Source organism: Candidatus Methylomirabilota bacterium, assembly GCA_035936835.1.
Taxonomy (GTDB): Bacteria; Methylomirabilota; Methylomirabilia; order Rokubacteriales; family CSP1-6; genus AR37.
In genome coordinates this window covers 1-24,264 of sequence record DASYVT010000022.1, presented here as the reverse complement: position 1 = coordinate 24,264, position 24,264 = coordinate 1, and the positions used below count along the sequence as shown (strand labels likewise).

Sequence of the window (24,264 nt, the reverse complement as noted above, 5' to 3'; positions counted from 1 at the left end):
CCCGATACTAGCACAGCCCTCGCCTGGTCGGCACCCGCGCCGCGTTGAAAACCCGAGAGAAGTCCGCTAAGGTCGCCGGCATGGCCCACGAGGTCCCCGGCTGGCCGACGTTGCTCGCGGGGACGGTCCTGCTGCGCCCGTACGTCGTCGTCTTTCTCGCTGTCTTCCTCGTCCTGGCAGGGCGCGACCTCGGATGGCGCCGGGCCTTCGGGTGGCTCGGCTGGGGCTGGGCCGTCGCCTTCGCGGCCGAGTACGCGTCGACCCGCATCGGCATCCCGTTCGGCCTCTACCACTACACGGGCGAGACCGCAGGGCGCGAGCTCTTCATCTCGAACGTGCCGTTCTTCGTCCCGCTGTCCTTCCCCTTCCTCTCCTACGGCTCGTACTGCCTGGCGCGCTGGGCGCTCGGGCAGGCCCGCGGCTGGGCGCCCGCCGCCCTCGCCGTGGCGCTGATGACGCTGGTGGACGTCGTCATGGACCCGCTGGCGGTCCTCGGGGAGTCCTGGTTCCTCGGCCGCGTCTTCTACTACGCCGAGCCGGGCATCTATTTCAGGGTGCCCCTCTCCAACTTCGCCGGCTGGTTCCTCGTTGGCTGGGCGATCGTGGGCGGCTACCTCCGGGCCGTCAGGCGCCGGCCCCAGGCACTGGGGTCGCCCTTGGGGGGTATCGGCCTCTATTATGGAGTCGTCCTCTTCAACCTCGGGATCACCGGCTGGATCGGGGAGAGGGCCCTGCTGGGGGCCGGAATCCTCGTGCATGTGGCCGTTTTTCTGCTAGTCTATGCTCTCAAGGCCATATCGGTGACACGGGGCTGGACGGTTGAGCGGCCCGCGGGGGAGCGGGTGGCCGTGATCACGACAACGATAGACGAAAGAGGTCACTAAGCAGATGAGCGTGCCGGTCTCCCAGATGTACACCGTCGCGAGCTACATCCTCCAGCAGAAGATCCGCGGCCAGAAGCGCTACCCATTCGTCCTGATGCTCGAGCCCCTGTTCCGGTGCAACCTCGCGTGCGCCGGCTGCGGCAAAATCCAGTACCCGGCCCAGATCCTGAAGAAGCACCTGACCGTGGAGCAGTGCCTTGCGGCCGTGGCGGAGTGCGGGGCGCCCATCGTGAGCATTCCGGGCGGCGAGCCGCTCATGTACCCCGACATCGACAAGCTGGTGGCCGAGCTCGTCAAGCGCAGGAAGTACATCTACCTCTGCACCAACGCCATTCTGCTCAAGGAGAAGCTCCACCTCTTCACGCCGTCCAAGTACCTGACGTTCAGCGTGCACATGGACGGGCTGCGGGAGGAGCACGACGAGGCGGTCTGCCGGGACGGCGTCTTCGACGAGGCGGTCGAGGGGATCAAGGCCGCGCTCCAGCGCGGGTTCCGCGTGACGACGAACACGACGCTTTTCGACGGCGCCTCGCCGCTCAGGATGCGCGAGTTCTTCGACGAGATGATGGACCTGGGAGTCGAGGGCATGATGCTCTCGCCCGGGTACAGCTACTCGAAGGCGCCCGACCAGGAACACTTCCTGCACCAGACGCGCACCAATCAGCTCTTCAGCGAGATGCTCTCGAAGCCGAAGCGGCGCTGGAAGTTCAACCAGTCGCCGCTCTTCCTGCGCTTCCTCATGGGCAAGAAGGACTTCGAGTGCACGCCCTGGGGCAACCCCACCTTTAATATGTTCGGCTGGCAGCGCCCCTGCTACCTGCTCCAGGAAGGCTATGCCGCGAGCTTCCGGGAGCTGATGGACGGCACGAAGTGGGAAAACTACGGCAAGAAGAGCGGCAACGAGAAGTGCCGCGACTGCATGGTCCACTGCGGGTACGAGGCGACCGCCGTCGACCACACGTTCAGCTCGCTCAAGGGTTTCGCCGAGACCGTCTCGGTCGCTCTCTCCGGAAAGCTGTAGGCCCATGACCCTCGAGGGGTGGGTGCCGCAGATCAACGACTACACGTCTCTCCGAGAGGTGGTCGATTTCGCCTTTGACTACCGCGGCAACACGACGGTCGTGAAGAGGGACGGCGGCGAAATCGTCGGCTACATCTTCAACCGGGAGGCCGACGCGCCCGACGCCTTCATCCAGCTCTTCGACGAGCAGGGAGACGGCCCCTTCACCATCCCCTACCGTGACATTGCCACCATCAAGTTCACCGGCAAGGACACCGCGGCCGGCAACAGCTGGAAGGCCTGGGTCGAGCGCAAGGAGAAGGAGAGGGCGCTCCGGGCCGCGGCGTCCGGCGTCGACCGGCTTGGTCGCGATCCTGGTCCTGACGGCGGTTGAGCTCGAGGCCCGGGCCCTGGCCCGGGCGCTCTCCCTGCCGTCGCTGCCGTCCTTGTCGTTCCCCGCGTTCGGCCGCGGAACTCTCCGCGTGGCTCCCGTCGGTCTCCGTGCCGGTCTCCTCGGCTCCCGCTGGACTGCCCTCGTCGCCGCTTCTGACCGCCCGCTCGTCGTCTCGGCCGGCGTCTGCGGGGGCCTCGATCCCGCCCTCGGCGTGGGCGACCTCGTCCTGCCGGAGGCAGTCATCAACGACGCGGGGGTGCGTCTGCCGGTCACCGGGAGCGCCGCTCAGCGTGCCGCTGCCAAGGGAAGTACCCACGCACGAACCGGCGTCATGGCGACAGTGAGCCGGGCCGTAGTGACGCCCGAGGCCAAGGCGGCGCTTCGCGCCGCGACGGGCGCCGTGGCCGTGGACATGGAGTCGGCGACCATCCTCGAAGCGGCGGCCGCACGCGGGTGCTCCTCCCTCGTGGTGCGCGCCGTGTCGGACGACGCGCGCGAAACGCTGCCCGACGAGCTGATGCGGTTGATGGGCGCCGACGGGCGCCTCCGATGCGGCGGCGTCCTCGCCCTGGCGCATCCGCGGGTCCTGCGCCGCGCGCTCCAGCTCCGGCGGTCATCGCGGCGCGCGCTTGAGAGTGTGGCGGGCTCGCTCGCCCGGCTGGCGGCGTAGACGGCACGCGCCATGGACGCGCTCGTCACGGGCGGCACCGGGTTCGTCGGCGCCAACCTCGTCCGGGAGCTCTTGGCCGACGGCCGGACGGTGCGCGTGCTGGCGCGCAAGGGCAGCGACCGCAGGGCGCTCGAGGGCTGCGCGGTCGAGATCGCCGAGGGCGATCTCCTCGACGCGGATTCGCTCCGGGCGGCGGTCAAGGGCGCGCGCTGGGTCTACCACGTCGCCGCCGACTACCGGCTCTGGGCGCGGGACCCGCGCGAGCTCTACCGCGCCAACGTGGACGGCACCCGCCACATCCTGACGGCCGCCGCCGAGGCGGGCGCCGAGCGCATCGTCTACACCTCGACCGTCGGCGCGCTGGGCATTCCGAAGGACGGGACGCCGGGAGACGAGACGAGCCCGGTGGGGCTCGAGGACATGGTCGGGCCCTACAAGGCCTCCAAGTTCCTTGCCGAGCGCGTCGCCGACGAGCTCGCGGCGCGCGGGGCGCCGATCATCATCGTCAACCCCTCGGCGCCGATCGGCTCCTGGGACGTCAAGCCCACGCCGACGGGGCAGATGGTCGTGGATTTCCTCAAGGGCAAGATGGTGGGCTCGCTCGACACGGGGCTCAACATCGTCCACGTGCGGGACGTCGCGCGCGGCCACATCCTGGCCGCCGAGCGCGGCAGGGTCGGCCAAAAGTACGTGCTCGGCCACCGCAACATGTCCCTCATCGAGATCTTCCGGGCGCTCGCCGGGATCACGGGTCTCCGCGCGCCCCGGTTCCGGGTACCGTACGGCGTCGCGTGGATGGCCGCCCTCTGCATGGAGGGCGCGGCCCGCGTCACCGGCGGGACACCGCAGGTGCCGCTGAACGCCGTGCGCATGGCGCGAAAGCGCATGTACTTCAGCGCCGAGAAGGCCGTCCGCGAGCTCGGCCTGCCGCAGACTCCCGCCGAGGACGCGCTGCGGGACGCCGTGGCCTGGTTCGTCGAGCGGGGCTACGCGCCCCGACCGGTGGGGCTTCGCGCGGCATGAATCCCGCCAAGTTCGTCTCGAGACTGACGCGCAAGAGCCGCTCCAACTTCTTCTACGCCTTCCTCTGCCTGCCGAGGCCCCAGCGCGAGGCCCTCTACGCCGTCTACGCCTTCTGCCGCATCGTCGACGACGCGGTGGACGTCGGGCAGGACCGCGCGGCCCAGCGAAAGGAGCTCGAGCGCTGGCGCGCGGAGATCGCGGAGGTCTTCGAGGGTAGGCCGGTGCACCCGGCGGCACAGCGGCTGCAGGAAGCCGTGAAGATCTTTCCGATCCCGCGGGCCGCGCTCGAAGAGATCATCGCGGGCGTCGAGATGGACCTCGAGCGCTCCACGTACAAGACGTTCGACGAGCTCTACCCGTACTGCTACCGCGTCGCCTCCGCCGTCGGGCTCTGCTGCATCGAGATCTTCGGCTACACGGACGTGCGGGCGCGCGAGTACGCGGTCAACCTCGGCGTCGCGCTCCAGCTGACCAACATCATGCGTGATGTCCAGCCCGACGCCCTGGCCGGGCGCGTCTACCTGCCCCAGGAGGACCTCCAGCGCTTCGGCGTCACCGCCGACGACCTGGCGGCGGGGCGCTACACCCCCGGCTTCGTCAGGCTCATGGAGCACCAGGCTCGGCGCGCGCGCTCCTACTACGAGGGCGCCTGGACCGCGCTGCCGCGCGTCGACCAGCGCACCCTCTTCGCCGCCGAGATCATGGGGCGGACCTATTTCGCGCTTCTCGAAACTATCGAGCGCCGCCGGTTCCGCGTCTTCGGCGGGCGCGTGAGCGTGCCCACGCCGAGGAAGCTCGGCATCGCTCTCCGCTGCTGGGTCCAGTCGAGGTGGGGCCAGTCGAGGTGGGGCCAGTCGAGGTGGGGAAAGAAGCGCACGTGAAAGCCGCGGTCTACGCCGGGCCCGGCAGACTCCAGCTCGGCGACTGGCCCGAGCCGCGGATCGGGCCCGGGGAAATGCTGGTTCGCGTGAGCGGCTGCGGGCTCTGCGGCTCCGACATCCTGAAGGTCACGAGCCCGGCGACGAAGGCTCCCGCCGTGTTCGGCCACGAGGTGGTCGGCAAGGTCGTCAAAGTCGGCGCCGGCGTGACGGGGTTCCGCCGCGGCCGGCGGGTCGTCGTCGCCCATCACGTGCCCTGCTTCGCCTGCCACTACTGCCGGCGCGGCAGCCCGTCCATGTGCCGCCACTTCAAGCTGAGCAACCTCGACCCGGGCGGCTTCGCCGAGCTCTGCCGCGTGCCCGCGCCGAACGTCTCGCACGCCGCCTTCGCGCTGCCGGACGCGATGAGCGACGAGACGGCGTCCTTCACCGAGCCGCTGGCCTGCTGCCTGCGCGCCGTCAAGCGCTCCGGGGCGGCGCCGGGCGACACGGTGATGGTCGTGGGCCTTGGCTCGATCGGGTGCCTGCTGGCCCGGGCCTTTACGCTCGCGGGCGCGGCTGTCTTCGGCGCCGACCTCGTCTCCGGCAGGCGCGCGCTCGGCCGCCGCGCCGGCGCCCGCGTCCCCGACGAGGACGCCGAGCTCGATGCGGCGCTCCGACAGGCCACGGACGGTCGCGGCGTCGACATCGTGATGCTGACGGCCGGGGGCGCGGCGCTCCTGCCGTGGGCTACGGCCCGTGTTCGCGACGGCGGCCAGCTCCACTACTTCGCGGGCGGGGCGGGCGAGAGCCTGCCCCTGTCGCTGGCCGATCTCTACCACCGCGAGCTGACCATCTCGGCCACGTATTCGTCCTCACCCGTCGAGCTGAGGGAGGCGTTCGATCTCCTCAGCCAGGGGACGGTGAACGTGGACGGGCTCATCACCCACAGGCTGCCGCTCGGTCAGCTCGCGCGCGGCGTCGAGCTCATGCAGCGCCAGGAAGCCGTGAAGGTCTACATAAGGCCATGACAACCTCGAGCGTTATCTGCGGACTGGGGGAGTACGGGGGCCATTTCTGGGCCCCCGTTCCCGGATGAAAGCGCAAGTCTTCTACGGGCCCGGCGATCTCCGCTTCGAGGAGATGCCGGTGCCTGAGCCGGGGCCGGGCGAGATCGTCATGAAGATCGAGGCCGCGCTGACCTGCGGCACGGACGTCAAGGTGCTGCGGCGCGGGCATCCCGTGATGATCCCGCACGTGCCGACAGTGTTCGGCCACGAGTTCGCCGGCGCCGTGGCGCGCGTGGGACGCGGAGTGACCGACTTCCGTGAAGGGGACCGCGTCGTCGCCGCCAACTCGGCGCCCTGCGGAGCCTGCCGCTGCTGCCGGGCGGGGCGCCACAACCTCTGCGAGGATCTCCTCTTCGTCAACGGCGGCTACGGGGAATACATCGCCCTTCCGCCGCGGCTCGTCGCCTCCAATGTGGTCCGGCTGGGCCCGTCGCTGCCCGCGCGTCGCGCGGCCTTCGCCGAGCCCCTGGCGTGTGCGCTCCTCGGGATCGAGCGCGGCCGGGTCGAGAAGGGCATGACGGTGGCGGTGATCGGCCACGGGCCGCTCGGCTGTCTCCTCGCCCTCGTGGCGGCGCAGCGGGGCGCGCGGCCGCTCCTCGTCGGCAAGCCCGGCTGGCGCCTCGACCGGGTCAGGGGCCTCGGCATCGCCGAGTGCCTGGACGCCGGCCAATCGCCGAGCCTCGCGGCCCTCTTGCGCGACGTCACGGGTGGCCGCGGCGTGGACGTGGCCGTAGACGCCACGGGCCGCCCCGAGGTCTGGGAGCAGGCCGTGGCTGCTGTCGGCCCGGGAGGGACCGTGGTATTCTTTGGCGGCTGCGCTCCGGGTACGACCGTGGCCGTGGACACCCGGCGCGTGCACTATGAAGAGCTGGCGCTGGTCGGGGCATTCCACCACACGCCGGCCTTGATCAGGCAGGCGGTGGCGCTGCTGGAGTCGGAGGCCCTGGTGCCTGACGGGCTCCTGACCCACACCATGGGCCTGGCCGACGTCCCGGAAGCCCTCGGCCTCATGGAGCGGGGCCAGGCGCTCAAGGTGCTGATCGAGCCGTACACAGCCTGAGGAGACTATGGCGACCATTCCGCTTCAGGAAATCGTGCTGGCCGGTCCCCGCGGCTTCTGCGCCGGCGTGGACCGCGCCATTGACATCGTGGAGCTGGCGCTGCAGGTCTGCCCGCCGCCCGTCTACGTGCGCCGGGAGATCGTGCACAACCGCCACGTGGTCGAGGCGCTCCGCACCAAGGGCGCGCATTTCGTCGACGAGCTCGACGAGGTGCCCGACGACGCCACCGTGATCTTCAGCGCCCACGGCATCTCGCCCGCGGTGCGCCACGAGGCCCAGCGGCGCGGCCTGCGCGTGATCGACGCGACGTGCCCGCTCGTCACCAAGGTGCACCTCGAGGCCATCCGCTACGCGCGCGAGGGCTACAGCATCGTGCTGGTCGGCCACGCCGACCACGACGAGGTCGTGGGCACCATGGGCGAGGCGCCGGACCGCATGTTCCTCATCGCGCATCCCGAGGAAGTGGACAAGCTCAAGATCCCCAACCCCGACAAGGTCGCCTACCTGACCCAGACGACGCTCTCCCTCGACGACACGCGCGCCTGCATCGAGGCGCTGCGCCGCCGCTTCCCGAAGATCGCCGGGCCCGCCAAGGACGACATCTGCTACGCGACCCAGAACCGCCAGGCCTCGGCCAAGACCGTGGCTGGGCAGGTGGATGTGCTGCTCGTCATCGGCGCCGCAAACAGCTCCAACGCGAACCGCCTGGTCGAAGTCTCGACGGTGATGGGCACGCCGTCCTACCTGATCAACGACAAGAACGACATCAAGCCCGAGTGGCTGGACGGCTCCAAGCGCGTCGGCGTGACGGCCGGCGCCTCGACGCCCGAGTTCCTCGTGACAGAAGTGGTCGAAGCGCTCCAGCACGCCGGCCGCGTCGGGGTGCGCGAGGTCCACGTGGTCGAGGAGGACGTGCGCTTCGGGCTGCCGCGCGAGCTGGAAGACATCGCCCGGCAGAGCGGCAAGACCCTGCCGGAGCGCAGCGGCGCCGCCGCGGTGAGCGAGTAGCCGTGCACCTCGTCACCTTCCGTCGCGGACGGGGCGAGCCCAAGCCGGGCGCCGTGTGGCACGAGGCCGTGCTGGACCTGGGCGGCCTGGCGAAGGACTTGGCCGCGCAGCGAGGGGCGGTCAGGCGCGGCCGCGGCGGCTTCCCGAAGAGCCTGCTCGAGCTGATCCAGGGCGGTGAAGCCGCACTTGTCCTGGCGCACGAGGCCTGGGAGTACGGTAAGCGCTTGGTAGACCAGCAGGCCATCGAGGAGCTGGCGAAGCGCAAGCTGGTCTACCCGCTCAAGCGCGTGCGCCTGCTGGCGCCCATCCCGCACCCGGCGCGCAACGTCTTCTGCCTCGGCCGCAACTACGCCGACCACGCCGCCGAGCGCGGCGCCGCCGTGCCCGAGCACCCGGTATACTTCACGAAGCCCGGCACGGCCGTCATCGGCCCCGGCGACGACGTGGTCCACCACGCGGTCACCAGCGAGCTCGACTACGAGGTGGAGCTGACGGCGGTGATCGGCACGGCCGGCCGCGACATCAGCCGCGCCGCCGCGCTCACGCACGTCTTCGGCTACACGATCATCAACGACGTGACCGCCCGCGACCTCCAGAAGCGCCACACGCAGTGGTTCAAGGGCAAGTCGCTCGACACCTTCTGCCCCATGGGCCCCGTGCTGGTCACGGCCGACGAGATCCCGGACCCGCAGGCGCTCAGCATCGTCATGCGCGTTAATGGACAAGTGCGGCAGTCGAGCAACACCAGCAAGATGACCTTCCCAGTGGACCAGTGCATCGAGGTGCTGTCGCTCTCCATGGCGCTCCTCCCCGGCGACCTGATCGCCACCGGCACGCCCGACGGAGTCGGCGCGGCGACGGGGAACTTCCTCAAGGCCGGGGACCGCATGGAAGCCGAAGTCGAGAAGATCGGCGTGCTCGCCAACAGAGTCGTCCGGCCGTAGCCCCAACCCACCAGACGAGAGGGGAATTTCGCATGCGCACAGTAAAGACGCTGGCCCTGGCACTGTCGCTCGTCCTCGCGCCGCTCGCGGCTCACGCGCAGGTCATGATCATCGGGATCGACAACAAGGTCACGTTCGACAAGAACGGCGGCCAGGTCTTTGGCCCTCCCGGCAAGGACGCGGTCCTCATCGTGGACTTCAGCAACCGGGAGGCGCCGAAGATCGTCGGCAACCTGCCGCTGATGAATTCCGTCTTCGGGCCGCCGACCAACCTGGCCATCACGCCCGACCAGAAGCTGGCCATCGTGGCCAACTCGGTGGACTGGCAGAAGGACGGCGAGAAGTGGAAGCCGGTGCCTGACAACAAGCTCTACGTGATCGACCTGACGGCCACCCCGCCCGCTCACATCGCGACGGTCGAAGTCGGCAAGCAGCCCTCCGGCCTCAGCATCAACCCGGCGGGCACCCTGGCCCTTGTCACGAACCGCGCCGACAACTCGATCGGGGTGCTCTCGATCTCTGGCAGGGAGGTCAAGCTGATCGACACCGTGCCCATGGGCGAGGTGGTGACCCACGCTGTCTTCACCCCCGACGGCAAGCGGGCGCTCGTGGCCAAGTTCCCCGGCCACAAGATCGGGATGCTCAACGTGGACGGCCAGAAGGTGACCGACACCAAGTACAATATGAACGTCGGTCTCTGGCCCTACAACGTGGACGTCTCGCCGCTCGGTACCATCGCGCTGACGGCCGACAACGGCAACGGCGGCCGCTCGGACGGCAACGTGGACACCGTGAGCGTCATCGACCTCGAGGCGACCCCGCCGCGCGTGATCGACCGCGTGGTGGTGGGCGACGCCCCCGAGGGCCTGGCCATCAGCCCCAAGGGCGATCTCGCCGCCGTGATGCTGCTGCGCGGCAACGACGCCGCGTGGAGCTCGTGGTTCTACAACCGCCAGGGCAGCGTGGTCATCTTGAAGATCGACGGCAAGAAGGTGACCAAGCTCGACGAGGTCGAGGTCAAGGGCCTGCCGGAAGGCGCCGTCTGGAGCCCCGACGGCGAGTACCTCTACGTCGGCAACTACATCGACAGCGACATGTCCATCCTGAAGGTCGAGCAGACCAAGAAGGGCATCCGCGTCGTCAACACCGGCAAGACGCTCAAGCTGCCCGGCCAGCCGGCGTCGATGCGCGGCAGGAACCAGTAGCGCCAGCGTCTCCTTCGCAAATCACGGGGGCGCCGGTGATGACGGCGCGCCCTCTTCCTCGTCCGCTCTCTGAGGAGACGCAGGGCCTCCCCGACCTTCCTCTGGCCTGTGTCCCGGCGCTGTGGTAGCATCCCTGCCCACATCGCCCTTTTCTCCGGCAGTCGGAGTTTCCCTTCGCAGCAGGGGCACGGGGAGGTAGGCATGGCGACGGACATCTCCAAGATCCGCAACGTGGGCTTCGCGGGCCACGGTGGAGTCGGCAAGACATCCCTGGTGGAAGCCATCCTGTTCGCGGCCGGCGCCATCAACCGGCTCGGCAAGGTGGACGACGGCACCACCACCACCGACTTCGACCCCGACGAGATCAAGCGCAAGATCTCGCTGGGCACCTCGGTCGCGTTCTGCGACTGGAAGGGCCATCGCCTCAACCTGATCGACACGCCCGGGTACGGCGACTTCGTGGCCGACGCGCGCGGGGGGTTGAGAGTCGCCGGCGCGGCGGTGATCGTGGTGGACGCGGTCGCCGGCGTGCAGGTGCAGACGGAGAAGGTCTGGAAGTACGCCAACGAGTACGCCCTGCCGCGCGCCGTCGTCATCAACCGCCTCGACCGCGAGCGCGCCGATTTCTTCCGCACCCTCGAGTCGCTCCAGAAGCGCCTGAAGGGCCGGCTCTGCCCGCTCCAGCTGCCGATCGGGGCCGAGGCGGGCCTGAAGGGCGTGGTGGACCTGGTCGCGATGAAGGCGCTCCTCACGGCTGACGGCAAGGCCAAAGAAGCCGACATCCCCGGCGAGGCGATGGACGACGCCAAAACGTGGCGCGAGAAGCTGGTCGAGGCTGTGGCCGAGACGGACGACGACCTTCTCGCCAAGTATCTCGAAGAGGGCAGCATCGGCGAGGAGGAGATGGTCAAGGCCCTCGGCAAGGCCATCGGGCAGGGGAGCCTCGTGCCCGTCATGGCCGCCTCCGCCACCAAGGGCATCGGCGTCCAGCCGCTGATGGACCTGATCGTCAAGGAATTCCCGTCGCCCGCCGAAGCCGGCCCGGTCGTGGGCATCGACCCGCGCACTCAGCAGCCGGTCACGCTCGCGCCCGATCCCAAGGCGCCGCTGGCGGCCGTCGTCTTCAAGACCATCGCCGACCCGCACGTGGGCAAGCTCTCGCTCTTCCGCGTGTACTCCGGCACCTTCAAGTCCGACAGCCAGGTGCTCAACTCCACGCGCGGGGCCAAGGAGCGCATCGGCCACCTCGGCTGGCTCATGGGCAAGACGCAGAAGGCCGTCGACTCGCTGGGGCCCGGGGAGATCGGCGTCGTCGCGAAGCTGAAAGACACGCTGACGGGCGACACGCTCTCGGACGAGGCGCACCCGGTCGTCCTGCCGGGCATCGCCTTCCCGGAGCCCGCCATCTCCTTCGCCATCCAGCCCAAGACTCGCGGCGACGAGGACAAGATCTCGACGGCGCTCCACCGGATGACGGAGGAGGACCCGACGCTGCACCACCACTTCGACCCCGAGACCAAGCAGCTGCTCGTCTCCGGCATGGGGCAGCTGCACGTCGAGACGGTCGTCGAGCGGATGAAGCGCAAGTACAACGTGGACGTGAGCCTCCTGCCGCCGCGCATCCCCTACAAGGAGACGGTCAAGGGGCGAGCCGACGTGCAGGGCAAGTACAAGAAGCAGACGGGCGGCCGCGGGCAGTACGGCGACGTGTGGCTCAAGGTCGAGCCGCTCCAGCGCGGCGGCGGCTTCGAGTTCGTGGACGACATCTTCGGCGGCTCCGTGCCGCGCAACTTCATCCCGTCGGTGGAAAAAGGCGTCCGCGACTGCCTGAAGCGTGGCATCTTCGCCGGCTACCCCATCGTGGACCTCAGGGTCTCGCTCTACGACGGCTCCTACCACGACGTGGATTCCTCCGACATGGCCTTCCAGATCGCGGCCTCGATGGGCCTGCAGAAGGGCTTCATGGAGGCGCACCCGATCCTGCTCGAGCCCATCATGCACGTCGAGGTGACGGCGCCGTCCGACCACGCGGGCGACGTCATCGGCGACCTGAACGGCCGCCGCGGGCGCATCGTGGGCATGGAGCCCGACGGCGAAGTCGTCTCGGTGCGCGCGCAGGCGCCCATGGCCGAGATGCTGACGTACGAGTCCTCGCTCCGCTCCATGACGGGCGGGCGCGGCGGCTACTCCATGGAGTTCTCGCACTACGAAGAAGTCCCGGCCCACCTCGCGGAGAAAGTCGTCGCCGCCGCGAAGGCAGAGAAAGAGAAGGCCCATTAGCCCGTCCTTCGTCACCCATATCGAGTGCACTGTCTGCGGCCGGCGCCACGAGGCCGGCCGCCTCCTCACCGTCTGCGAGGGCTGCGGCCAGATGCTGGCCGTGCGGTACGACCTGCCCAGGGTCGCCGCCGCCGTCACCAAGGACGACCTGCTCCGGCGCGCGCCCGGGATGTACCGCTTCCGCGAGTTGACGCCGCTCGACGACGGTGAGGAACCGGTCACGCTCGGCGAAGGCGGCACGCCGTTGATCCCGCTCCCGCGCCTGAGCGCGCACCTGGGCCTGCGCCACGTTTGGGCGAAAGACGAAGGCCAGAACCCGACGGGCTCGTTCAAGGCGCGCGGTCTCGGCATGGCGCTGACCAAGGCGCGCACGCTCGGCGTCAAGGGATTGATGATCCCGTCGGCGGGGAATGCGGGCGGCGCCGCGGCCGTCTACGGCGCCCGCGGCGGGATCCCTGTCGCGGTCGTGGTCCCGCGCGGCACGGCGGAGGCCGCCATCGCGGAGGCGATCATCGCGGGCGCCTTTGTTTTCACCGTGGACGGCTCGATCGCGACGGCGGGCAAGCTGATCGCGGGGCTCGCGTCCAAGATCGGCTGGTTCGATCTCGCCACGCTCAAGGAGCCCTATCGCCTCGAGGGCAAGAAGACAATGGGGCTCGAGCTGGCCGAGCAGCTCGGCTGGCAGACGCCGGATCTCCTCATGTACCCGACGGGCGGCGGGACGGGTCTGGTCGGGATCTGGAAGGCCTACGACGAGTTGGCGGCCATGGGCTGGATCAAGGCCGCCCAGCCGCGCTTCGTCGCGGTCCAGGCCGAAGGGTGCGCCCCTCTCGTGAAGGCGTGGGACGACAAGGCCGAGACCACGACGCTCTGGGAGAACCCCGTCACCGACGCGCCCGGCCTTCGCGTGCCAGGCCCCTTCGCGGGGCGCCAGATGCTCAAGATCATGCGCGATACCGGCGGCCACGCGCGCGCCGTGAGCGAGCAGGAGATCGTGGAGGCGCAGAAGCTCCTGGCGCGCGTCGAGGGCATCTGGACGGCGCCCGAGGCCGCCGCCGCGCTCGCCGCGCTCTGCCAGATGAAGGAGACCGGCGAGGTGGATGCGGGCTCGCGCATCGTCATCGTGCTCACGGGCGCGGGGATCAAGAACTCGCCGCCGGCGCTGCCGGCTCCGGTGCACCTTGAAGGCGACGAGGCGCAGGTCCTCGCCCGTGTCAGGAAGGCCCTCGGCCTCTAGCCAAAAACGCTGTTGACATGGCGCAAATGGCTTAGTAAGTTTCTCCGTATTCCGGTCGAGAACTGAGCTAATCAATGAAGGAGGCGGGCCAATGAGCGGGTTGACGCGCAGAGATTTCCTCCTCTCCTCGGGTGTGGGTGTCGGTGTCGGGTTGGGCTTGGGCGCCGGCCTTGGACTCTCGGGCTGCGCCAGTACCATGACGGGCGACATCGCTCCAAAGAGCGGCCGCAGGGTGGTCGTGATCGGCGGCGGCTGGGGCGGGTCCACCGCGGCCCGATACATCCGGATCGCCGACCCGTCCATCGAAGTGGTGCTGCTCGAGCCCAACCGCGAGTTCGTCTCCTGCCCGTTCAGCAACCTCGTGTTGAGCGGCCAGCGGACCATCGAGAGCCTGACGCTCTCCTACGCCGGGCTCCGAGCCCGCGGCGTCAAGATCATCCACGAGTCAGCGACTGCCATCGAGCCCGACACCAAGCGCGTCCGCATCGGCGAGGGCTACCTCGCCTACGACCGCCTCGTCGTCTCGCCCGGCATCGACTTCCAGTGGGAGCAGGTCGAGGGGCTCGCGGCCGCCAAGGACACGGTGCTCCACGCGTGGAAGGCGGGGCCGCAGACGGTGCAGCTGGCGGCGCAGATCCAGTCCATGCCGGACGGCGGCGTCTTCGTCCTGACGGTGCCGCCCGTCGCCTACCGCTGCCCGCCGGGCCCGTACGAGCGCATCTGCCAGGTCGCGTGGTACCTCAAGCAGAACAAGCCGAAGAGCAGGGTGATCGTGCTCGACGCCAACCAGAACATCGTGTCGAAGACCGCGCTCTTCCGCGCGGCGTGGCAGGCGTACCCGAACATCGACTACCGCGCCTCGCAGAAGGTGATCGGCGTCGATACCTCGACGCGCGAAGTCCGCACCGAGTTCGACCGCGTCAAGTACGACGTGCTCAACCTGATCCCGCCCCAGCGCGCGGGCGCGATCGCCGTTCAGGCGGACCTCGTCGGCGCCGACAAGCGCTGGTGCGAGGTGGACCACGTCACGTACGAGTCGGTGAAGCAGAAGAACATCCACGTGATCGGCGACGCCACCATCGGCCTGCCCGTGCCCAAGTCCGGCAACGTCGCCAACAACATGGGCAAGGCGGCGGCGCTCAGCATCGTGAGCCTGCTCAACGGGCAGGCGGTGCCGCTCATGCCGCCCGGCAATACCTGCTACAGCTGGGTCAGCGACCGCGAAGCCATCGCGGTGGTGAATTCCTACAAGATCGAGAACGGCAAGGTGGTCCAGATCGAGCAGAAGCTCACGCCCGCCCAGAGCGTCTCCGTCGCCCAGCGTGCAGAGGGCTGGCGGCAGAGCATCTGGGCCGACATGCTGTCGTAGAGGGGGGACGGCGATCATGACGACGATACGCTTCGCGGCCGCCCTCGCGGCGGCAGTTTTCGTACTCGCGGTTGCGCCCGGGGCGGCCCGCGCCGCCGGCCCGCTCGACGACCCGGGCTTCGCGAAGGTCATCACGTGCGCGGCCTGCCACGGCTGGAACGGCAACAGCGGCTCGGACATGATGCCGAGCATCTCGGGGCTCGACCCGGCCTACTTCAAGCGGCAGACCGAGAACTACGCCACCGGCAAGCGCCCGTCGCCGGAGATGGAGCCGTACGCGAAGGAGATCCAGTTCCTCGGGCTGGACCAGATCGCGGCGTACTTCGCCGCGCAGAAGCGCCTGCCCACGCCCATCCGCTCTTCGGCCGAGGCCGCCGCGAGAGGCAAGACGGTTGCGGCCCAGTGCGTGATCTGCCACGGGCCGGACGGCAAGGGCGATCCCGCGCGGCTGATCCCGGGACTCGCCGGCCAGCCTCCCGGCTACCTCGCGCAGCAGATGGTGCTCTTCAAGGTGGACACGCGGGACCCCGGTGAACCGCTGCTCGCGGCCAAGAAGGCGCTCATGCGGATCATCCCGGACGGCCAGTTCGCCGACCTGGCCGCGTACTACTCGAGCCTGCGCTAGCCCGGAATCCGGCGCCCGCCCCGGGGGCGCCGTGGCAGAATGGGCTGCCGAGCTTTCGGCGACTCATGCCCGAACTCCTCTGGCTGCTTCCTGTGGGCTTCGCCCTCGGGGCCTACGGCACGCTCATCGGCGCGGGCGGCGGCTTTCTCCTCGTGCCGCTGCTCCTTCTGCTCTACCCGAACGATTCCCCGCACACGATCGCCACGATCTCGCTGACCGTGGTGTTCGTCAACGCGCTGTCCGGATCCGTCGCCTACGCGCGCATGCGGCGCATCGACTATAAGTCGGGCCTGCTCTTCTCGACGGCGACGGTGCCCGGCGCCATCCTGGGAGCCCTCGCGACGGACCGCATGCCGCGCCGGTCATTCGACCTTCTGATCGGGATCCTGATGCTGGCGATCTGCGCGTTCCTGCTGCGCGGGCCGTCCGAGAGCGCGGCGGGAGATGGCGGGCGCTGGGCGATGCGGCGGCGTCTCGTCGAGGCCGACGGCACCGTCCACGCGTACGCGTTCAACCCCGTGCTCGGCGTGGGGCTGAGCCTCGGCGTCGGCTTCCTCTCGAGCCTGCTGGGCATCGGCGGGGGGATCATCCACGTGCCCGTGATGGCCAACCTCCTCCACTTCCCGGTGCACGTCGCCACGGCCACGTCGCACTTCACGCTGGCCATCATGACCCTGACGGGCTCGGCCGTGCACGCGCTCGAGGGCGACTTCCTGGGTGTCCTCGGGCGCATCCTCCCGCTGGCGATCGGCGTGGCCGCCGGCGCCCAGCTGGGCGCGTGGCACGCGCGATGGGTCCGCGGGGTCTGGATCATCCGGGCACTGGTCGTCGCCCTGGCGTTCGTGGGCGTCCGGCTCATCGTTCTGGGCTGGCAGGGAGGATGAAGATCGGGGACGGCGTCCTTCGCCCCTCCGGCGGGCGGCGGCCGAGGTATCATGCTGCCCATGTCGCAGCCGGATCCGGGCGCTTCCGCGTGAGCGCGGCCTTCATCCTGACGTTGGCCGCGCTGGGCTTTGCTGGCGCGTTCGCGTCGGGACTGGTCGGCGTGGGCGGGGCCATCGTGATGATCCCGCTCCTTTTCTATGTCCCGCCGCTCCTCGCCGTGGGCAGCCTCGACATCAAGCTGGTGGCGGGCGTGACCATGGCGCAGGTGCTGGCCGCTTCCGCGATGGGCGTGTGGACCCACGGCCGCGGCGCCATGCTCCACCGCCGCCTGGCGCTCTGGGGGGGAAGCGCCATGGCCCTGGGCTCGCTGGCGGGCGCCGTGGGATCTCACTTCGTCGAGGGACGTGTGCTGCTCCTGGTGTTTGCCCTGATGGCGACGACGGCGCTGCTGCTCATGTTCATCACGCCCGCCGAGGCGGGGCCGGCGGCGACCGCGGAGACCATGCCGTTCAACCGGGCCGAGGCCGTCTGCATCCCTGGCGTCGTCGGCATGATGTCCGGATTGGTGGGCGCCGGCGGAGCTTTCCTATTGATGCCGGTCCTGATCGGAGTCATGCGCGTGCCGGTGCGCCTCAGCATCGGGACGTCGCTCGCGATGGCCGGCGCCGGGGCGCTCCTGGGCTTCGTGGGCAAGCTCGCGACGGGCCAGGTTCCGTTCATTGCGGCCGCCGCCGTGGTCGCGGGCTCGCTGCCGGGCGCGAGCCTCGGCGCGCATCTCAGCCGGCGCGCCCCCGTCGGCGTCCTGCGCGTAATACTCGGCGCCGTCATCGCGCTGGCGGCCCTGCGCGTCTGGATCGACGTTCTGCACTAGAGATCACGGGAGACTCGCTTGCGCTACGGCTTCGTGATCGACCAGCGGAAATGCATCGGCTGCCATGCGTGCACCGTCGCGTGTGTGGCGGTTCGAGCTGATGGACGGCCGATGGCCGAAGGCCAGGGCGTCCCGAGGCGAGGGCTGAGTTAGATGCGCTACGGCTTCGTGATCGACCAGCGGAAATGCATCGGTTGTCACGCCTGCACGGTGGCGTGCAAGGAAGAGAACCAGGTGCCGCTCGGCGTCAACCGCACCTGGGTCAAGTACATCGAGAAGGGCACGTTCCCCGACACGCGGCGCTACTTCTCCGTCATGCGGTGTAACCACTGCGACAACGCCCCGTGCGTGACGATCTGTCCGACCGTCGCGCTCTACCGGCGCCCCGACGGCATCGTGGATTTCGACGGCGACCGCTGCATCGGCTGCAAGTCGTGCATGCAGGCGTGCCCGTACGATGCGCTCTACATCGACCCAGAGACGCAGACGGCGGCCAAGTGCCACTACTGCGCGCATCGGGTCGAGGTCGGGCTCGAGCCGGCGTGCGTCATCGTGTGTCCGGTGCAGGCTATCGTCCCGGGCGACCTGGACGACCCCACGTCGGGGATCGCGCGCCTCGTCGCCACGCAGCAGGTGGCGGTGCGCAAGCCGGAGCAGGGGACGCAGCCCAAGCTCTTCTATATCGGCGCCGACGAAGCCGCGCTGAGGCCGGCCATGCAGAAGGCCGGTGACCGCTATCTCTTCGCCGAGGCGAGCCGCATCCCGGTGCCGGGCGGGCCCAACGTCGCCGGCCGGGCGGCGTCCGTCGCCGGTGAAGGCGTGGACCTGCTCGGCATGGCGCGGACGGTGTACGACGTGGCGCATCCGGAGCGGCCCTGGGGGTGGAAGGTCTCGACGTATCTCTGGACCAAGTCGGTCGCGGCGGGCGCGCTTCTGGTCGCGGCGGTCGCCGCGATCGACGGGTTGTCCTTTGCCGGACCCGTGGCGGGGCTCGCGGCGCCGCTCATCAGCCTCGTCTTCCTCGCGCTGACGACCGCGCTCCTCGTCCTCGACCTCACGCGCCCGGAGCGATTCCTCTATCTCCTTTTGAAGCCGAACTGGCGCTCCTGGCTGGTCTGGGGCGGGTGGATTTTGACGGCGCACGGTCTCCTGGGCGTCGCCTGGCTCGTCGCGGGGTGGACGCAGAGCCACATGGCGTTCTTCGCCCTGGGCTGGCCCGTGCTGCTGGTGGCCACGGCGTCGGCCGGCTACAGCGCCTTCCTCTTCGGCCAGGCCGAGGGACGCGACTTCTGGCAGAGCCCACTCGTGCTGCCCCATCTCCTCGTGGCCGCCGTCACGGCCGGCTGCGCGAGCCTCCTGCTCGCCGCGCTCGCCGTCAGCGACGATCCGCGCGTGGCCGAGGGGCTCCGCATGGCGCTCTGGTTCTCGCTCGCCCTAAACGGCGTCGTGCTCTTCGCCGAGACCTTCACGGCGCATGCCACCCAGGATGCCGCCCGCGCCGCGCGGCTGATCACGCGGGGTCCGTACCGCGTCCGCTTCTGGTGGGGCATCGTGGTGGGCGGCACCGCCGTGCCGCTCGTCCTGCTCGTGGTCTCGCCGCAGCCGTGGGCGGCCGTCGCGGCGACCGTGCTCGGTCTTTTCGGCCTCTGGCTCTGGGAAGACATTTGGGTGCGCGCCGGCCAGGCGCTGCCGCTTTCGTGACGAACGACAGGACGGCCGAGCCGCTGCACCCTCACGCCCGCGACCTCGACCCGCCGGCGCCCGGGCTCAGCCCCTTTCCGCCCGTCGAACGGTGGGACGACTGGCGGGAGTACGACTCGAAGGCGTGGCCGAAGCGGGTGGAGCGGCGCTACGCGCTCATCCCCACCATCTGCTTCAACTGCGAGGCGGGCTGCGGGCTCCTCGCCTACGTAGACAAGCAGACGCTCAAGATCCAGAAGTTCGAGGGCAACCCCGAGCACCCGGGAAGCCGTGGCCGCAACTGCGCCAAGGGCCCGGCCACGCTCAACCAGGTGCAGGACCCGGAGCGCATCCTCTACCCGCTGAAGCGCGCGGGGAAGCGCGGGGAAGGTAAATGGGCGCGCGTCAGCTGGAACGAGGTGCTGGACGACATCGCCGGCCGCATCCGCACGGCGCTCGTCGAGGGCAGGCAGGAGGAGATCATGTATCACCTGGGCCGCCCGGGGCACGAGCTCGTCTACCTCCAGCGCGTCTTCCACGCCTGGGGCATCGACGGGCACAACAGCCACACCAACGTCTGCTCGGCCTCGGCGCGTGCCGGCTACGCGTTCTGGCACGGGTACGATCGGCCCTCGCCCGATCATAGCCGCGCGCGCTTCATCCTCCTCCTGTCCTCCCACCTCGAGGCGGGGCACTACTTCAACCCGCACGCCCAGCGGATCATCGAGGGCAAGATGGCGGGCGCCAAGGTCTGCGTGGTGGACACGCGGTTGAGCAACACCGCGTCGATGGCGGACTACTGGCTGTCGCCGTGGCCGGGGACCGAGGCCGCGATGCTCCTGGCCTTCGTCCACGTCCTGCTTCGTGCGGGCACCTGGGACCGCGAGTTCGTCCGCCGCTGGGTCAACTGGGAGGAGTACCTGCGGGACGAGCGTCCGGGCGCGCCGGTCGCCTTTGAGGAATTTGAGCGGGCGCTGGGCGAGATCTACGCGGCGTACACGCCGGAGTTCGCCGAGGCCGAGACCGGCATCCCCGCCGCGCGCATCGAGGAAGTGGCGCGGGAGATCGGCCGCTCGGGCGGCGCGCTCTCGACGCACGTCTGGCGGAACGCGGCGGCCGGCAACCTCCACGGTTGGGAAGTCGCGCGCGCCCTCGAGCTGGTGGTGGTGCTGATGGGCGCCGTCGCGGTTCCCGGCGGCACCGCGCCCGGCGCCTGGAACAAGGCCGTGCCCGAGCCGCCCATGATGCCGCCGCCCGCGAAAGTGTGGAGCGAGCTCCTGATGCCGCGCGAGTACCCGCTGGCCTTCTTCGAGATGAGTTTCCTCCTGCCGCACTTCCTCCGCGAAGGCCGCGGCAAGCTCGCCATGTACTTCACGCGCGTCTACAACCCCGTCTGGACCAACCCCGACGGCATGTCGTGGATCGAGATGCTGACGGACGAGGCCAAGGTCGAGCGGCACGCCTGTCTCACGCCCATCTGGAGCGAGACCGCGTGGTTCGCCGACTACGTGCTGCCGATGGGGCACGCCTCGGAGCGCCACGACCTCATGAGCCAGGAGACCCACGCCGCGCGCTGGATCGGCTTCCGCCAGCCCGTCCTGCGCGTGGCCCTCGAGCGGCAGGGCAAGAAGTTCGACCTGACCTGGCAGGCCCACGAGGCCGTGGGGCTGGGGCAGGTGTGGGAGGAGGACGAGTTCTTGATCGAGCTCTCGTGGCGCATCGACCCCGACGGGACGCTCGGCATCCGGAAGTACTTCGAGTCCCCGTACCGCGCGGGCGAGAAGCTCAGGATCGAGGAGTTCTACCGGTGGATCTTCGAGCACAGCGTCCCCGGGCTGCCCGAGGCCGCGGCGCGCCAGGGCCTGACTCCGCTCGAGTACATGCGCAAGTACGGCGCGTTCCTCATTGAAGACCACGTCTACCGCACCCACGAGACCCCGCTCTCCCCCGCGGAGTGCCTAGGGGCCGCGGTCGACCCCGTCACGCGCGTGGCGGTCAAGGGCGGGAGCGCCGTGGGCGTCGAAGTCGACGGGCAGCTCCGAGCGGGGTTCCCCACGCCCTCGCGGAAGCTCGAGTTCTATTCGAAGACGCTCAAGGACTGGAAGTGGGCGGAACACGCCGTGCCGACCTACGCGAAGGGCCACGTGCACTGGTCCCAGATCGACCCGGCCCGCGGTGAGATGCTGCTCCTGCCGACCTTCAGGCTGCCCACCCTGATCCACTCGCGTTCGGGCAATGCCAAGTGGCTCTACGAGATCTCGCACACGAATCCGTTATGGCTCAGTCCCGGCGACGCATCGCGGCTCGGCGTGGTCACGGGAGATCTCCTGAAGGTGGAGACGGAGATCGGCCACTTCGTGGACAAGGTCTGGGTGACCGAGTCGATCCGGCCCGGCGTTGTCGCCTGCTCGCATCACCTCGGCCGCTGGCGGCTCCAGGAGGACGCGGGCGGCGAGCGCTGGTCCACGGCCCTCGTGGACATGCAGCGCCTGGGGGAAGGGCAGTGGCGGCTCCGCCACATCCACGGCGTGAGGCCGTTCGAGAGCGCTGACCCCGACTCGTCGCGCGTCTGGTGGGAGGACCCGGGCGTCCACCAGAACCTGGCGTTTCCGGTGCACCCGGACCCGGTCAGTGGCCAGCACTGCTGGCACCAGAAGGTGCGCGTCGTCCGCCCGGGGCCCGAGGACCGCTACGGCGACGTCGTCGTGGACACCAACCGGGCGCATCAGGTCTACCGCGAGTGGCTCGCGATGGCGCGGCCGGCGCCGGGACCCGGCGGGCTCAGGCGCCCCCTCTGGCTGCCGAGGGCTTTCATGCCCGATGCCTCGACCTACCGCCTCGAGCCGTGAACATTTGACTTGGTCGTGAAGCGCGGCATCATTGAATCATGGTTAAGCGGGGAGTCATGGCTCGGCAGGGGGTGACCAGGAGAGAAGTGTTCAAGGGAGCCGCCGCGGCGGCGCTTGCCGCCGCCTGGCCTCACGCCAAGGCGCGCGCCCAAGGCTTTCTCGCCAACCTCGCCCCCGAGGAGCCCGTCGAGAAAACCATGCAGCGGCTGTTCGGGGGCCGCCCGATCAAGGATGGCTCCCAGGTCATCACCTTCGAGCTGCCGCTCATCGCGGAGGACGGCGGCAACGTGGCCATGTCGGTGGAGGTCAAGTCGCCGATGACGCCGCAGAGCTACGCCAAGGCCATCTACGTCCTGTCCGACAAGAACCCGCGGCCGCTCAACGCGAAGTTCAGCCTCACGCCGGCGTGCGGCCAGGCGTACGTGGCCGCCTACCTCCGGCTGGCCGACACCGGAGACGTGCGTGCCGTGGCGGAGATGCAGGACGGCGCGCTCCTCATGGTCAAGCGCAGCGTCCGCGTGGTCGTCGCGGGGTGCGCCGCGTGAGCGCCATGGGGCAGGTGAAGATCAGGGTGCCGGGCTCGGTCGCGCGCGGGTCGGTGGCGCGGGCGCGGGCGCTCCTGATCCACCCCAACGAGCGAGTCGAGCGCAAGGACGGGAAGTCGGTGGACAGGAACTACCGCTTCGTCAACCGCGTCGTCGTCAGCTACCTCGGCCGCGACATCGCGGAGTTCGACACCTCGACCTCGATCGGCGAGAACCCGTCGTTCGGCTTCGCGTTCAGGGTGACCGAGCCCGGGACGCTCAAGGTCACGTTCTTCGACACCCACGGATCGCGCTTCGAGGGCTCGGCCGAGGTCAAGCCGGCGTGAGCCTCGGCGGGGCCCGCCAGCGCCTCCACGACCTGCCCGAGGCGCCCGCCCGCTGAGGGCGCCTCGGCGGATTGCGCCCGGACCCGGCCCGGGGCTATAGTCACCGCGGAGCGCGCCATCGACATCCTCGAGACCGATCTTCTGATCCTGGGCGCCGGCGGCGCCGGGCTCTGCGCGGCCCTGCACGCTGCGGACCGCTCGCCGCATCTGTCGGTGACCGTCGTCGTCAAGGGGTTGCTCGGCCGCGCGGGCTGCACGCGGATGGTCCAGGGCGGCTACAACGCCGTGCTCGCCTCGCCCGACTCTCTCGACGCGCACCTCCTCGATACCCTCGCGGGCGGCGGCTGGATCAACGACCAGGAGCTCGTCTGGACGCTCGTCACCGAGGCGCCCGGGCGCGTGCTGGAGCTCGAGAGCCGCTACGGCTGCTTCTTCGACCGCCACCCCGACGGCCGCATCCACCAGAAGCCCTTCGCCGGCCAGACGCACGACCGGACCATTCACAAGGGAGATCTGACCGGCATCGAGATCATGAACCGGCTGACCGAGCAGGTGTGGATTCGCCCCTCCATTCGCGCGCTGGAGGAACACCGGGCGGTCGAGCTGCTCAGCGACGGCGCCGGCCGCGTCGGCGGGGCGCTCGTGCTCGACATCCGCCGCGGGAGCTTCACCGCGGTGCGCAGCCGCGCCACGCTGCTCGCGATGGGCGGCGGGCCGACGATGTACCGCGTCATCGCCTGCTCGGCGGACAAGGCCGCAGACGGCATCGCGCTGGCGCTGCGTGCCGGCGCCCCCGTCAAGGACATGGAGATGGTGCAGTTCCATCCCACGGGCCTCGTCGTGCCGAACTCGCTCATGACCGGCGCGCTGCTCGAAGAGGGGCTCCGGGGGGCGGGGGGCAGGCTCCTCAACGGCAAGGGCGAGCGCTTCATGTCGCGCTACGATCCGGGGCGCATGGAGCGCTCCACGCGCGACCTCGTCGCGCGCGCATGCTTCACCGAGGTGCAGGAGGGCCTCGGCAGTCCGCATGGAGGGGTCTGGATCGATGTGTCTCACCTTGGCGCGACGCTCGTCGAGACCAACTTCAGGGGCATGGTCAAGCGCTGCCGCGACTTCGGTCGGGATCTGGCCCGCGAGCCGGTCGAAGTGGGCCCGACGGCACACTTCATGATGGGCGGGGTGGTCATCGATCCATCGTGCCGGACCGCCATCGAGGGACTCTTCGCCGCCGGCGAGGATGCGGGCGGCATCCACGGCGCGAACCGGCTGGGAGGCAATGGCGTGGCCGACTCGACCGTCTTCGGCGGGATCGCGGGCGACGTGATGGCGGAGTGGGTCGTGGGCCGGTCCCTGCCGCGGTTGTCCACGCAGGACGTCGAGGCGGCGGCGGCCCGCATCGTCCTACCCCTCGGGCGCGGCGAGGGCGAGGGGCTCTACGCGCTCCAGCAGCGGCTGCGCGACGTCATGTGGGAGCAGGTGGG

Annotated in this window: 22 protein-coding genes; all 22 read left to right on the top strand. The window is 69.8% G+C overall.

Annotated elements, in window-relative coordinates:
- The first annotated feature begins 80 nt into the window (after positions 1–80).
- Positions 81–884 (top strand): carotenoid biosynthesis protein, encoded by an 804-nt coding sequence (locus tag VGV06_02015; protein HEV2053930.1) that lies wholly within the window; start codon positions 81–83, stop codon positions 882–884.
- A gap of 4 nt (positions 885–888) precedes the next feature.
- Positions 889–1,905: an adenosyl-hopene transferase HpnH gene (gene hpnH / locus VGV06_02010; protein HEV2053929.1), complete on the top strand. Its 1,017-nt coding sequence runs from the start codon at positions 889–891 to the stop codon at positions 1,903–1,905.
- 4 nt (positions 1,906–1,909) lie between these two features.
- Positions 1,910–2,278, top strand: coding sequence for a hypothetical protein (locus tag VGV06_02005; protein HEV2053928.1), 369 nt, complete (start codon positions 1,910–1,912; stop codon positions 2,276–2,278).
- Positions 2,247–2,948 carry a hypothetical protein gene (locus tag VGV06_02000; GenBank protein HEV2053927.1) on the top strand — a complete coding sequence of 234 codons (702 nt, stop codon included), beginning with the start codon at positions 2,247–2,249 and terminating at the stop codon, positions 2,946–2,948. Before VGV06_02005 ends, VGV06_02000 begins: the two co-directional genes overlap by 32 nt.
- Positions 2,949–2,960: 12 nt before the next feature.
- A complete protein-coding gene (gene hpnA, locus VGV06_01995; protein ID HEV2053926.1) occupies positions 2,961–3,971 on the top strand; it encodes a hopanoid-associated sugar epimerase in 1,011 nt (336 codons plus the stop codon).
- Positions 3,968–4,852, top strand: coding sequence for a presqualene diphosphate synthase HpnD (gene hpnD / locus VGV06_01990; protein ID HEV2053925.1), 885 nt, complete (start codon positions 3,968–3,970; stop codon positions 4,850–4,852). The genes hpnA and hpnD overlap by 4 nt, the downstream gene beginning before the upstream one ends.
- Positions 4,849–5,859, top strand: coding sequence for an alcohol dehydrogenase catalytic domain-containing protein (locus tag VGV06_01985; GenBank protein HEV2053924.1), 1,011 nt, complete (start codon positions 4,849–4,851; stop codon positions 5,857–5,859). Before hpnD ends, VGV06_01985 begins: the two co-directional genes overlap by 4 nt.
- 64 nt (positions 5,860–5,923) lie before the next feature.
- A complete protein-coding gene (locus VGV06_01980) occupies positions 5,924–6,958 on the top strand; it encodes an alcohol dehydrogenase catalytic domain-containing protein (protein ID HEV2053923.1) in 1,035 nt (344 codons plus the stop codon).
- A gap of 7 nt (positions 6,959–6,965) precedes the next feature.
- Positions 6,966–7,967, top strand: coding sequence for a 4-hydroxy-3-methylbut-2-enyl diphosphate reductase (gene ispH / locus VGV06_01975; protein ID HEV2053922.1), 1,002 nt, complete (start codon positions 6,966–6,968; stop codon positions 7,965–7,967).
- A 2-nt stretch (positions 7,968–7,969) separates the two neighbouring features.
- A complete protein-coding gene (locus tag VGV06_01970; protein HEV2053921.1) occupies positions 7,970–8,911 on the top strand; it encodes a fumarylacetoacetate hydrolase family protein in 942 nt (313 codons plus the stop codon).
- Between the two features lie 32 nt (positions 8,912–8,943).
- Complete coding sequence (locus VGV06_01965; protein HEV2053920.1) at positions 8,944–10,116, top strand: YncE family protein; 1,173 nt, start codon at positions 8,944–8,946, stop codon at positions 10,114–10,116.
- Positions 10,117–10,317: 201 nt separating this feature from the next.
- Complete coding sequence (gene fusA, locus VGV06_01960; protein HEV2053919.1) at positions 10,318–12,396, top strand: elongation factor G; 2,079 nt, start codon at positions 10,318–10,320, stop codon at positions 12,394–12,396.
- Complete coding sequence (locus VGV06_01955) at positions 12,392–13,633, top strand: threonine synthase (protein ID HEV2053918.1); 1,242 nt, start codon at positions 12,392–12,394, stop codon at positions 13,631–13,633. Before fusA ends, VGV06_01955 begins: the two co-directional genes overlap by 5 nt.
- A gap of 91 nt (positions 13,634–13,724) precedes the next feature.
- A complete protein-coding gene (locus VGV06_01950) occupies positions 13,725–15,002 on the top strand; it encodes an FCSD flavin-binding domain-containing protein (GenBank protein ID HEV2053917.1) in 1,278 nt (425 codons plus the stop codon).
- A 16-nt stretch (positions 15,003–15,018) separates the two neighbouring features.
- Positions 15,019–15,627: a c-type cytochrome gene (locus tag VGV06_01945; GenBank protein ID HEV2053916.1), complete on the top strand. Its 609-nt coding sequence runs from the start codon at positions 15,019–15,021 to the stop codon at positions 15,625–15,627.
- A gap of 65 nt (positions 15,628–15,692) precedes the next feature.
- Entirely contained in the window at positions 15,693–16,511 is an 819-nt protein-coding gene (locus VGV06_01940) for a sulfite exporter TauE/SafE family protein (GenBank protein ID HEV2053915.1), read from the top strand.
- An 89-nt stretch (positions 16,512–16,600) separates the two neighbouring features.
- Positions 16,601–17,383, top strand: a complete 783-nt coding sequence (locus VGV06_01935; GenBank protein HEV2053914.1) for a sulfite exporter TauE/SafE family protein — start codon at positions 16,601–16,603, stop codon at positions 17,381–17,383.
- A 153-nt stretch (positions 17,384–17,536) separates the two neighbouring features.
- Positions 17,537–19,084 carry a 4Fe-4S dicluster domain-containing protein gene (locus tag VGV06_01930; protein ID HEV2053913.1) on the top strand — a complete coding sequence of 516 codons (1,548 nt, stop codon included), beginning with the start codon at positions 17,537–17,539 and terminating at the stop codon, positions 19,082–19,084.
- A 23-nt stretch (positions 19,085–19,107) separates the two neighbouring features.
- Positions 19,108–21,912, top strand: coding sequence for a molybdopterin-dependent oxidoreductase (locus VGV06_01925; GenBank protein ID HEV2053912.1), 2,805 nt, complete (start codon positions 19,108–19,110; stop codon positions 21,910–21,912).
- Between the two features lie 86 nt (positions 21,913–21,998).
- The gene (locus VGV06_01920; protein HEV2053911.1) at positions 21,999–22,457 is read left to right on the top strand and encodes a thiosulfate oxidation carrier protein SoxY; all 459 of its coding nucleotides are present in this window, start codon (positions 21,999–22,001) and stop codon (positions 22,455–22,457) included.
- Between the two features lie 5 nt (positions 22,458–22,462).
- Positions 22,463–22,783, top strand: coding sequence for a thiosulfate oxidation carrier complex protein SoxZ (locus tag VGV06_01915; GenBank protein HEV2053910.1), 321 nt, complete (start codon positions 22,463–22,465; stop codon positions 22,781–22,783).
- A 96-nt stretch (positions 22,784–22,879) separates the two neighbouring features.
- On the top strand, positions 22,880–24,264 hold a 1,385-nt coding region (locus tag VGV06_01910), incomplete at its 3' end, for an FAD-dependent oxidoreductase (GenBank protein HEV2053909.1).